Annotated in this window: 7 protein-coding genes; all 7 read left to right on the top strand. The window is 55.1% G+C overall.

The genetic code is table 11. From position 1 onward, the window contains the following. Positions 1-377: 377 nt before the first annotated feature. The 7 genes from ACR9Y2_RS07365 to ACR9Y2_RS07395 all read left to right on the top strand — a co-directional run bounded on the left by ACR9Y2_RS07365 (position 378) and on the right by ACR9Y2_RS07395 (position 12950). A complete protein-coding gene (locus ACR9Y2_RS07365; protein ID WP_435040422.1) occupies positions 378-1091 on the top strand; it encodes a carboxypeptidase-like regulatory domain-containing protein in 714 nt (237 codons plus the stop codon). A 406-nt stretch (positions 1092-1497) separates the two neighbouring features. Next, entirely contained in the window at positions 1498-2028 is a 531-nt protein-coding gene (locus tag ACR9Y2_RS07370) for a hypothetical protein (RefSeq protein ID WP_435040423.1), read from the top strand. A 650-nt stretch (positions 2029-2678) separates the two neighbouring features. Continuing rightward, positions 2679-5666, top strand: a complete 2988-nt coding sequence (locus tag ACR9Y2_RS07375) for a beta strand repeat-containing protein (protein ID WP_435044828.1) — start codon at positions 2679-2681, stop codon at positions 5664-5666. 14 nt (positions 5667-5680) lie between these two features. After that, positions 5681-6397: a carboxypeptidase-like regulatory domain-containing protein gene (locus tag ACR9Y2_RS07380; RefSeq protein ID WP_435040424.1), complete on the top strand. Its 717-nt coding sequence runs from the start codon at positions 5681-5683 to the stop codon at positions 6395-6397. 50 nt (positions 6398-6447) lie between these two features. Further along, positions 6448-7221 carry a hypothetical protein gene (locus tag ACR9Y2_RS07385; protein WP_435040425.1) on the top strand — a complete coding sequence of 258 codons (774 nt, stop codon included), beginning with the start codon at positions 6448-6450 and terminating at the stop codon, positions 7219-7221. Between the two features lie 3 nt (positions 7222-7224). Further along, the gene (locus ACR9Y2_RS07390) at positions 7225-12462 is read left to right on the top strand and encodes an RHS repeat domain-containing protein (protein WP_435040426.1); all 5238 of its coding nucleotides are present in this window, start codon (positions 7225-7227) and stop codon (positions 12460-12462) included. Positions 12463-12467: 5 nt separating this feature from the next. Then, positions 12468-12950 carry a DUF2283 domain-containing protein gene (locus tag ACR9Y2_RS07395; RefSeq protein ID WP_435040427.1) on the top strand — a complete coding sequence of 161 codons (483 nt, stop codon included), beginning with the start codon at positions 12468-12470 and terminating at the stop codon, positions 12948-12950. The last annotated feature ends 163 nt before the right edge of the window (positions 12951-13113 follow it).

Below are 13113 nucleotides of genomic sequence, written 5' to 3' on the forward strand. Positions count from 1 at the left end.
TTCACGAGGAATGAGGGCGTACTTCTCGGGGCAAGACCAGCGTGAAAGCGCTCTGATTCTCAGGCTGTGTCCATACTCGATGCCTGCGTACGGTTAATGCGTAGAAAAATATCCTTTTATCTCTTGCGTAGACACTGAAAAGCGCTTACGATTGCTGTGTGTGAATCGAAGAGCGGTGCGAAACCGGTCGTGTTGCGTGCAGGTTGCCCGCCACGCTCGCTTCGATTTGCCGAATTAGGAGCCATATCGTCTTCATGATTCTCTAATGCCGTCGGGCTTCTAGTGTGCACCTGCCACTCAATCTCCGCCTTAGTTGAGTTGCCCCCAGACGCTCGTCAGAACCATATATCCTACTGCCCAGATTGGAGATTGATACCGTGAAGGTCATTACACTTGCCCTTGGATTGTTGCTCGGTGCGTGGTCTGTAACCGGACAGACAAAAACGGGTAGCATTTCCGGGTTTGTACTGGAACGATCAACGCTTCAGCCTGTTCCTGCCGCCCTGATTATGGCTTTCCAGGATGGAAGCGCGCCGTCCGCTAAAAACACACAAACGGGTGCCGACGGCGCATTTCTGATCCAGGATCTGTCAGGCGGCACATACACCATTTGCGTGCAAGCAGGCGAGGCATACCTTGACACTTGTCAGTGGACGGATCTGAATACATCGATTGTCTTGGCGCCCGGAGAGACGTCGACTGGAATTTTGGTTAAGCTAGCGGCCGCCTCGATTCTCGCGATCGAGGTGCGAGACGCGCAGAAGTTAACGTCCCAAATCACGAAAGATGGCCGCCGTCCTGAACTTTCCCTTGGCGTGTGGGGGCCGAAGGGGCTCTACCACCCTGCGTACCCCGTGGCGACCGTGCCCGCGCCACATGGCACGCAGAATACAATGGGTGCGAATACTTTCCATATATCTATTCCTCGTGATACGCCGCTCAACTTCTACGCCGGCAGTCGGGATCTTGTGCTTGGTGATGCTAACGGTGCGGTAATCGCGGGAAGTGAGAACCAACAGGCGTTTCAACATAGGACGGGAGATGCCAAGCCGCCGAGCTTCACGTTGACAGTTCTGGGTCAGAAACCGTGAGGTTCAGAAGCAGAAAGCTGACCGGTCCACTTCGAGGAAGCGGTGCGCATCCGGATCTATCATGGCCTCCATCAGTTGGCGGTTGGGCTTCGATCACCTGGAAGCGCGAAAGTTACATTAGCAGGTTGAAGATGGCGGGTAAAGGAACGTTCAGAGAGGACATGAAATGAACAGCGCGTCGGCAATTCCCCAGCGGCATCTCCGCGAACTAGCCGGTCGACTACTGGTGCTAACGATCGCGATCGTATCGCCGACAGTTCGAGGTCAATCAAGCTGGCCTAATTATCCGAGCAACAGTGCGATTCAAATTACATCGCAAGGCCAAGTGGGGCTGGTGGGGTTGGGGACGAATGCGCCGTTCTCGATACTACACCTTAAGGCGGAAGACAGTAGGTCATATATTACAATGTACAATACCATATCTCAAAAATATTGGTATTTGGGATTTCTCAACAATGGTAAGTTCGCACTCACTTATTCACCCGATCTAATTGCATTTTACGATCGTTTCGTTATTGACACGAACGGTAACATCGGCATCGGTACGTCTACTCCGCAGTATAAGCTAGCGGTAAATGGAACTTTGGGCGCGAAGGAAGTCATTGTGACAAACACTGGGTGGCCTGACTACGTGTTCCGGTCCGACTACCAACTGCTCCCATTGAGCGAGGTAGGTGCGTTCATTGATGAACATCATCACTTACCGAATATCCCAACTGAATCAGAAGTGAATGCGAAGGGCGTGGCCCTCGGCGACATGCAGTCGAAACTGCTTGCGAAGATCGAAGAGCTCACTCTATATCTGGTCCGCCAGGACAAGGAGGGGCGAGAGCTCCGTGAGAACTTAGCAAAGGAGAATCGAGAGCTTCGCGGGAGAATTGAGCAATTGGAGCGACGTGCGCCCTCCGTTGACTTCGCGTCCGTCATTGCGAAATAGGTGAACCTCTCATGCGACCGTCGAAATACCGAGGGCTCCTGAGTGCGCTGGTCCAGTCGGCATCTGGGATATGCGCCTGTATCCTTCTGGTACTACCCATGTCGGCCCAGTGCACCAACCCTGAATCCATTGAGAACCAAACCATCAGTTCCGGGCCCCCTCGACTTATTTCAAATCCCAACGCATTGGTGGCTAACGCCGTCATCATCAACGGCAGTGCCGACGTCAAGTTTGTGGCAGGCAACTGTATTAAGTTGGCGCCTGGTTTTACGGCTACGGGTGGCACACAGGCAACCACGTTCCATGCCTGGGTGGAAACCGCGCCCTCCGCGGACTCCGTGTCACCCATTACGGGCGGAAATGCGACGGGCGCATTTACTTGGACTGTATCTAATCCTTCTGGCGCCAGCAACTTGTCGGAAGTGCAGGCGATCTTAAATACGACAAATACTGGCTACGGTGGCTGCTATATCCGGTATATCGTTAGTTCTGGTGTATTCCAAGTCGCCGACGCCCCCGGAAATAACTGGTCCACGGGGGTTACGCCAGGGTCTGGCACTTCGACCGGCACTTTTAACCCCAACTGCTCCCTCAACGGGATAGGCTCAAGCGTCGCATCGTCCGGCACTCAACTCGCAGTAACCGCTTCAATGATATTTCAATCGAGTTTCGCCGGCTCAAAAACGAACTATCTGATCGCCTTCGCCCAGTACGGATTCAACTCGGGATGGCGCCAAGTCGGAACTTGGAATGTTCCCGGCGCAGCGCCAGTTATTACGGCCCTGTCTCCTTCGGCTGGTCCCATCGGCGCTGGCGTTACAATCAGCGGTTCAAATTTCGGTAGTGGCGGTACGATCTCGTTCGGTGGTGTTCCGGCTACCCCGACAAGTTGGACGGCAACGAGCATCACCACCAAGGTGCCTACCGGTGCGGCGACTGGCAACGTGTTCGTTACTGTAGGCGGAGTAAGTAGCAATAGCGTTCCCTTCAGCATCTCCTCTACGCCGGTCATTACAAGTCTGTCCTCTACTTCTGGGCCAGTTGGAGCCTCGATCGTTATTTCTGGCGCTAACTTTGGGTCGAGTCAGGGAACGAACACAGTCAAATTCCATGGACTAATTGCATTGGTCAGCAGTTGGAGTAGCACAAGCATCATCGCAACCGTACCTACTGGGGCCACGAGCGGGAATGTCGTTGTTACGGTTGGAGGCAATTCCAGCAATGGTGTTAACTTTACTGTGAGCTCGGGGCCCGGAATCTCAAGCTTGACACCAAATCTAGCGCCCATCGGTGCAACAGTCATTATCTCAGGCACAAACTTCGGAGCGACACAGGCAACAAGTACTGTCACATTCAATTCCGTTTCCGCGTCGGTTCAGAGCTGGAGCGCCACCAGTATCACCGTTACCGTCCCAACTGGTGCAGTGAGTGGAAATGTGGTTGTGAATGTGGGGGTGGCCAGCAACGGTGTTCCATTCACGGTAGTCCAGGCCCCAAGCATCACATCAGTGGCCCCGAACACTGGCCAGCCTGGAACAACAGTCATCGTGTCTGGCAGTGGCTTCGGTGGTGCACAGGGCATGAGCAGCGTTAAGTTTAGCGGAGTTACCGCGTCTGTGAGTAGTTGGAGCTCATCCAGCATTACCACCGCCGTTCCCGGAGGTGCCAACACCGGTAATGTTACTGTAACCGTCGCGGGTGTGGCGAGCAATGGCGTGTTGTTCACCGTCACCAATGCGCCAACAATCACCGCCATCTCTCCGTCTTCCGGTCCTATCGGAGCCACCGTGTCGATCACAGGGACGAGCTTCGGGACGACGCAATGCCCTACCTGCGTCAAATTCAACGGAACACAAGCTAGCGTTGTTACGGCATGGAACACGACAAACATATCCGTGGTGATTCCAAGCGGTGCGACGAGCGGAAACGTAGTGGTGACGATTGGAGGGATTGCCAGTAACGGATTCGACTTCTCCGTGGCGCCGCCGCCGACGATCAGTGCGATTGCCCCGACGTCTGGGGCAATCGGTACGGCGGTGACTTTGTCCGGCAGCAATTTTGGCGCGACACAAGGGGGCAGCACGGTTAAGTTCAACGGAACCAATGCAGTCGTGATCTCCTGGAGCTCGACGTCTATCATTGCGCAGGTACCGGCCGGAGCTACGAACGGCCTCGTGTCGGTGAGTGTAAATAGCAGCGTCGCCTACTCCCCGCAGACGTTCACAGTAACTGCCACCGCGGCGCCGAATATCACATCAATTACGCCATCCACTGGAGCGATCGGAACATCCGTGGTGATCACCGGGACAAACTTTGGTGCCTCGCAAGGCAGCAGTACGGTTGGTTTCAACGGCACTGCCGCGACAGCCATTTCGTGGAGCAATACTTCGATTGTTGCCGTCGTGCCCGCCGGGACAATTAACGGGACCGTGGTCGTACGGGTGAACGCCGTATCGAGCAACCCAATGCCCTTTTCAGTCGGCGCGGCGCCACCGACAAGGGAGTACATCCGGATGGGTGGCAGGCTGCTCGCAATCGAAAACTCAGCCGCGCAGGTACTGCCGTTTATCAGTAGCCTGTCGGCGACTTCTGGCGGCGCCGGAACTGCCGTGACGATCTCCGGTACCGGCTTTGGCACCTCCGGTACGGTGACGTTCAATGGCACGGCCGTAACAACTATCACAAGCTGGAGCGCGACTAGTATTTCCACCAGCGTCCCTGTCGGAGCGACCCCCGGGAATGTAGTCGTGACTGTCAACGGATACAGCAGTAATGGTGTGCTGTTCAACGTTAGTGCCACAGAGACCGTGTCTGCTCCTACTGTGCCTTCAGGTCCCTCCATCGGATTTACAACTGGTGTCTACTCCTACACGGCCAGTGGTGCTATATCGAGCCTCAGTAATCCGGTGCAGTACATCTTCTATTGGGGCGACGGTACAGACTCAGGCTGGTTGCCGAGTGGAACTACCACGGCTTCTCATACTTGGACCACATCCGGAAACAATGCCGTTACTGTTAAGGCGAGGTCGGCCCCGAACCCAACCGCAATATCCGCAGTTTCTGCATCTCTGACGGTTGTGGTGTCGGTCGGAACCGCAACACTGAACATTGGATCGGGATTCCACACATACGACACCTGGACGATGTGGGTGAGTTCAAACGTCCCCAACGAGTGGTTTACGCTGTGCGCTCGATTCCCTTCCGGAAGTGTATCCTGCACTCCGAACAAAGGCCAGACTGACTCAAGTGGAATCTGGAATTCGGCACCCGGAACGTTCCCGCCAGGAAATATGGGTGTATGGACCGAATGGATAGTATTTCCAGTGTCAGGCGTACGGTCGGCTAATGTCACTTTCACAGTGTTGGACGGCGCGTCCTTGTCGATATCTTCCGGCTTCCACGTTGGAGACGGATGGACCATCTCGCTGGAGAGCACCCTGCCTAACACTTGGTTTACGATTTGCGCATACTTTCCTGATGGCAGTCAGAGCTGCACACCAAATTATGATTACACCGATACCAACGGCAATTGGACTTCGACCGGTTCATTTAGGACGGACGACATCGGGGCATGGAGTGAGTGGATCGTCTTTCCGACAGCGACCTCAAACAGTATTCCGTTTACGGTGATTGAGTGAGAGGAAGCAATACAATGAAGGCGTTTACTTTGATCGTTTGCGCATGCCTGCCATCCGCGTTCGGGCAGACTGGCGGCATCACAGGATCCGTTTTGGATGACACCGGCGCGCCAGTCGAGGGTGCTCGCGTTGTGGCGAGCTTGTGGTCGAGCACGAAGGCGGTGCCATTTGTTGCCGGGCGACCCCCCGCTTTCATGCCAGTACCGGCAAAAGCGACGTCAGGTGCGAAAGGTGAGTTCCAAATAGAAGGGATCTTCGCCGGCAAGTACTACGTGTGCGTCGAGAAACCAGAGGCGGCACTGTTAAATCCATGCCTCTGGGCCGACCAACCCGAGAGCGTCAACGTCGATGAGGGCGTCACGACACGAGGTATTGCGGTCACAGTCACCAAGGGGGTTAGCCTCAATGTTCGCATCCAGGACTCTAAAGGACTCCTAAGGGCCAATCCCGCCGCAGACGACGTCCGTGTAGGGACATTTCACCGCGTTTCGCCATTCATTCCTGGAACCATCAATGGGAGAGATCCGGCGGGTAGATCTATCAGCGTGATTGTGCCACGTGGCAAGGCAGCGAGTATTTCAATCTCCAGTGCAGCTTTTGATCTGGCCGATGAAAAAGGAACACCACTCGTCGATGTCACTATTCCAGTGACTGCAGCTGCTGTCGGCAATGCGGGAGCGACGCCCATAATCACGATTCACGTTGCAAGTGCGAAAGCAAGCAAACCATGACAGCTAGTTGGTCCGTACAGCCTCGTTGAGAATCACCATCGGAGAGCACTATGACGAAAGCGATACGCATCTGCCTTCTATTTATTGTATTAGTTTATCAGCTGCCGGCTCAGGCGGACAAGAAGGCCGACGCCCCTCGTTACTTTCCTGTTTCGGGTGTAGTTTCTTCCGCAAGGCAGATTGTGGCGGCACTTGGCGATCGTGTTCAGAAGCCTGGAAAAGAGCGAGTTGTGATTGACGGAACGCTGAGCCGTTCGGGCCTCGCCTCCACGGCGCAGGTAATTTACGAAATGCCAGGATTGTGGAGAATTGACGAGACCGGGGGCAAGGGCAAGAGTCTGGTGTTTGACCTGACAAGTTTGAAGGGCAACGGTGCCATCGATGACGAGGACGAAGGGCTGGCCGAGAGTATTCAAAGCGACACAACCGAAACGTTCTTGACGGCGTTTGGTCACGGTGCCTCAGTTCGACATATCGGGGACTGTTTCAAGGTGAAGGGAGAGACGGGCTTTGGGGCGGAGGTTGACATCTTTGAGGTCGTTGCTATTGTCAATGTCAAGCGCGCAAAAGAAATCGTCAGCAAACGTTACATGTTTGATTCAAATACGGGCCTTCTTCGAAGGGTGGCCTACTTTGCCACCGTCGGAGGAAAGCAGGTTTCCGTGCAGACAGTTCTTTCCGATTACGCGATCGGCGGCGGGTACATGCTGCCCGGAAAGATCTCTCGTCAAGTTGACGCCACTGTGGCATTCACCTTTACTCGTACAGCCGCTACTGTTCAGGCCGCGGCCAAGGATAACGCATTCACTTCGGCCGGGAGATAAGCGATGCGACCAGAGCAATGTTCGATTATTCACATTCTCCGCTTGACCGCGCTGCTGGCATGTGCTGCGACAACTTCTTTGCCCGCGCTAGGACAAGCAGAGAGCGTTTTCCGGCCTGCACGTGGATTCCAGCCTTCGGGCTCCTATGCCGTGACCGATCTCGACTCTGTCAATAACGTCACGGGCGGTGTTACGGTTCGCATCCCAGTGGCAAAGGTTGCTGGTCGAAACGGATCTGGCTTTTCGCTGGACTTGGTCTACAATTCCGCACTGTTCAATCTCCAGACTCAGTTGGCAGACGTCTACCGCGTGATTGGCTACGATCCCAATATGGGCAACGTGAGCCTCAACATGCTGAATGTTTCGAACGGGGGCGGTTGGCGGTACAACCATCGATACTCTCTGGACATGGATTCCCGTGGTGGGACTATCCCGAGCAATCGAGTCACACTGATAGCCGGTGATGGTGGCAGCCACCAACTCTGGTTGCGTGTCCCGACAGCTGGACAAAATGACAGCGACGGATTTAGCCAGTTCGATATGATGGGTAAGAACATATTGGGGACTGATATTGGTCCCAACTTAACTTACTATACGACTGATGGGTCTTTCATCAGGGTGGAAGTCGTAGTAGGCAATACGTGGACTGCATACTTCCCTAATGGTGATTATGTGACCGGGCCGATTCGGAATAACAATCCGAAAGACGCAGACAAGATATGTGATCGCAATGCCAATTGCAGTCACATTGTGAATCAAGTCGACGGAGTTACCTTATGGATTTCAACGACCGAAATTGCTGATGATTTCGGACGTAAGATTGTCATCTCTTACAGCGGTGACCCGAATGCAGCAGGAGTAGATCATATCCGCGCTTTGCCATTTGGAGCCTCAACAACGGGAACATGGGGAGACCCTCGCAACCAAAGCAGCCCATTGATGACCACTGTCACGTGGAACACTATTTTTTTCGGCCCTGCGGGTGGAGTGACGGCGAACAATGCTACAAGCGGGATCACGTATGAATGCCCTGAGGCAGGTGGCGGGGCGTCCTATACTTGCATCAACAGCTTTTCACTTCGCATGGTTACGGAAGTGGAGCTTCCGAATGCACTCAAGTACAACTTTACCTACGCTGATGACACTGCGGGAAATGAAAAAGGCCAAGGCGAATTACGCGAGATAAAGCTTCCGACAAAGACCGGAGAGACAACGCGTGCTGAAATGCACTACTACTGGTCCCGAAAAGAGCACCCAATCGTCAACTCCGTACCTACAGCGTGGTTGGATGCCAACATCAATCCCGTCAGCAAGAAGGTTGTCACGTTCGAAGAAGAGAATGAAGCCGGAGTGCTAACCTCCAATTGCGGTACAGGTGTTGGTTGTGCAACTTGGACATATGGATTTGGAACTACGGATGTAAATGGGAACTTCAGCGCATACGGCGATCGCTCCGTAATCACTGCACCTGACGGAAGTGTCACCACTCAGTATTTCTACAACCGAACTGACGCGACAACATGGAGCTCTGGCTTAGTCTATAAGGAAACGACTTCCACCGGTAATATGTGGCGATGTTGGGAAAAGAATGAGCCGTGGATTGGTGTGAGCGCGGCGGCCGATCCCAAGAATCCGTTTGTTCGGATGGAGTTTAGGCAACAACTGCCGACGACGTCTGATCTTAGTGAGACCTGGTTCGATTATGATAAAAACGGCAATCTCATCACGAAGCGCGAATACGATTGGATTGCGGCGCCGGCAAATGGTAACGCCCCATCCTGTGAAGTGAGCGGTACGGTGTTGAGGCGAACGGAGAATAAATACTGGAATCCCCCAGGGGGGGCGACTGTAGCAAAAGCCGCCGACCCACCGACAATTGGGCTGACCAGCGCGTACTGGAATACGGCGAACCACAAACGCGATTCGGTCCTGGAAACACGCGTGTACAAAGGCGAATCAACCGTCGCGGCGGTGTCACAGTTCCAGTACGACAACGCTGATACCACCGGGAATCTACGGTACGAGTATCGTTGGGACGACCAGTTGTCGAGCAGTGCTCCAACCGTTGCTCAAACGGGAGTTACACTCAGTGCTAGCAGCGCAGCAGTCAGTGAGCGGCAATATGACTCTGGTTACGGTTTGATCACGAAGGAAATAGATCCGAGCGGCAACATGACGCAGTACACGTATAGCTCGGTTGCAAACTGCCCCACCGAGATCGCCAATATTTATCCGACGCTGATTAGCTCCCCAGAAGGGCAGACTCGAAAGTACAACTATGATTGCGCAACAGGTCTCGTCAAAGACGAAATTGTCACGTCAAACCAAAACCTCACTGCACACAGCGACTACGACCGATATGGGCGGGTGACATCCACTGCTACCGGGTCCGGGCTCGGATCTCCGAACGAGCACACCACCTCGACCGAGTACTATGACGGCGCCCGCCGAGTGCGCGTCGTGACGGACGGGCTACTTGGGCGTGTTTCTTACTTCAATCAGCTTGGTGCCCTCTACCGGGAAAGTGAGAATGCGGATGACGCGGTTTCTGCAATTGGTGTTGGCAGTACTCATGACATTCGGACGGTGAGCGGAGCGCGGATGGTGCCCTCAATCGGCACCTATTCGCTCACTTCCAATCCGTATGTTTCAGACGGCTCTGCGACTGGATGGGCCTTGCGACTTAGCGACGCCGCTGGGCGCACCACGGATGTGTACTACTATCCAGGGGCGACCAAGCCCGCGCCGTTTGGGAATACCTCCGTTTCTCCTACACATGAGACCTACAGATACTCAGGACTAACTACCACGTTCACCGATCCGAGTGGCCGAAGTCGCGAAACCACAGTTGACGCGCTGGGGCGGGTGAAGTCTGCATCAGAAGGCGTGCTGTCTTCAGCGTCTTACGGCTACGATGCCCTAGACAACCTTACTTCGGTCACGATGGTTGATTCCACCTCTTACCCTGTAGAGGTAACGCAGACGCGCACTTTCGGCTACAGTTCACTCGGCCGGCTCGTTTCGGCCACCAACCCGGAGAGCGGAACTACCACCTACACCTACTACCCGAACGGTGCACTACACACGAAGACGGACGCACTCAATCGGACTGTGACTCATATCGTCGACGGCTTAAATCGGATAAAGAAGAAGGACTACACGGTCACCACGCCGGTGACCCCGGCTGTCCGGTACTGCTATGACGGTGACATTTATCAATTAACAGGTGACCAGTGTGTGGTCGATTCCACGCGTGCGGCTGACTATGCCCAAGGGGCACTTACCGATGCTGTCACGCTCAGTGGCAATTCAGTCGTGTCGGAGACGAAGTACGCTGGGATCGACGCACAAGGGCGGGTCACCGATAGCATTCAGAAGACAACTGGCCTCGCCGACATGCCGTTTTCATATCAATATTCGGCTACTGGCGAGCTGAAGGGCGTGCACTATCCGTCCGGACGGTGGGTCACTTATGACTTGAACGGCGCTGCACGCGTTAAGGCTGTGCGGAGCGGGCAATCAGGCGCCAGTTACTATCTGCAGAACGCGAACTACAAGGCGGACGGAAGCTTTTCAACCGCAACCGTTGGGCTGGATTCCGGAAACCAGTGGGCGGAGACATGGTTCTATAACAGTCGCCTGCAGCCGTGCACGATGCAGGTACAAAAAGGAATACAGACTCCACTATTGGCGTTGCAGTGGAAGCACTCGACGGCTGACCTTGATGGCGTCTGTGAAGGAGCTTCGGGCACTGACAACAACGGCAACGTCCAAGCCGAGCGCCTGCAGTATCCGAATAGCGGCGTACCTCAGACGGTCCTGAGGAGCTATGGGTATGACAACGCCAATCGCCTTACTAGCTATAGTGAGCCAAACCCATTCAAAAGTCAGTTGTATGGATACGACGCATTTGGCAATATATGGCAGACCGGCACGCCGGTCGGCGTACCCGACTTGAGGGCAAACGGGCCTTCCTGGTACCTTCAAAATGGTAACTCGGTGAGCAATCGACTGAACAACACGCAGTACGATGCCGCTGGTCATCAACAACAATTGTCCGCATCTCCTGGTACAGTCGCCAGCTACGACGCCGAAGATCGCCTTTCTATGGTGACTTGGACCGGCGGCGGCACGGCCATCTACGACTACGACGCTGAGGGGCGTCGAGTGAGACGGACCGTCAGCGGTGTGACGACGTACTTCGTCTACGACGCGAACGGGCAGTTGATGGCGGAGTACAATGGGACCGGGACGACAACGGGAACACAGTATCCCGTTGCGGACAATCTTGGTTCGATAAGGCTCCTCTTGGATGGGCAGGGGAACTGCGTGCAACGAATGGACTACGCTCCATACGGCGCCCAAGTAAGCCGAAGCGGGGAACCATGCTATTCATCTCCATCGAGTGGATTGCCGCTATTCACCGGCAAGATGCGGGATACCGAAACGGCGGTCATCAGCAACGAGACGGGGTTGGACTACTTCAACGCCCGGTATTATTGGGCAGTGCTTGGACGGTTTACAAGCCCGGACGAGCCGTTCAACGACCAAGACCCCTTGAATCCACAGTCCTGGAACCTCTACAGCTACGTTCTGAACAACCCGCTCCGCTATACGGACCCAGACGGGCAGGCCCATACCGATGACAACGGGTACTACGTCGGCGACACCAACGGCGAATGCCAGAAAATCGGCGGGGGTATGCTTTGCTGGAGCGCAAAGAACAACCAATGGGAAACGCCTCCTCCTCCTCCGCCGATTATCACGATGGCCGATCTTAATCCGCTCGACGATGGGCCACCGCTCGCCTTCCAGGGATTCGTGAATCTGTTCCTGAACGGACAAGTCAAGCGGGGCGGGGCGCAACTCGCGCTCGGGATATTGCCGTCCGCGTTAGTCAGCTTTGGTGCCGCCCGCATGGGAGGACAGCAACTCTTCCAGGGGTTCCAGGCTGCGGAAGCTGCGGCACTTGCGGCTAAGGGGTTAAGTGTATCAACGGCCTTTAACGCCGGTAGGGGCGTGATCAACGGCGAAACCACCGGCATGACGAACCATGCCCTCAGTCAGGCCCTCGCCCGCGGTGTGACCAAACAGGAGATTGCCGAAGCGTTGACCCACGTGGCGAAGAGCACTGGTGGTTCAGTCCTGAAGTTTATCGGGAGCAGGGCGGAAGTCCGCGTGAACCAGATCACGGGCAAGATCGTCACAGTAATCCGGTTCTCCAGCGCGACCGCAAAGTGATCCATATGCGAATTTTTGCTGATGCCGGTGGAACTATACACGTCCAGTTGCGAGAGGGTGAGGTAGCCGTCGAGCGGCGAGGGGAGATAATCGTCGACCTCAATCACGATGGTCACTGGATTCGCGGTTTTGAAGTGATCGGCGGCATGTTGGACTTCTCTCTGGGCGCTGCTACAAAGCCGTTCTTGTCTTCACGCCTGGGCGGCCTCAGGGTGACGTACGACGAGGAAGCCGACGCCGCATACTTTTACCTTCCATACAATCGCCGGTTTATGAAGCTGCGACGGGATGAGCAACAGGCCGCCGAAACCTATTCGCATTCCGTCAATCCGACAGGCCTATATCGATTCGATGCTCAGGGCGGATTGCTGAGCGTGGTCATCCCTACCGCCGACGCAGTGAAGAGCGCCGAGGATTTTCTGTCCTTCTTTGATCACGAATCACTCGCCGAGTGCAGTGCTCGGGTTCCCCGTGCGGAACCCGAGTAGGGTCAGGGCTCCTGCGAGAACGCGCCGCTGAGTGCCAGGGCGGCGGCGCTGCGCTGGCCGCCGGAGCCGTCGCGGGGGATCAGCGCAAAACCGAGGCGGTATCCAAGGTCAGAAGAAAAAGACGTGAGCGCTACGCAAACCCCATCTTGAAGGCGTCCTTCGC

This window comes from Paludibaculum fermentans (genome assembly GCF_051172195.1).
Classification (GTDB): domain Bacteria; phylum Acidobacteriota; class Terriglobia; order Bryobacterales; family Bryobacteraceae; genus Paludibaculum; species Paludibaculum fermentans_A.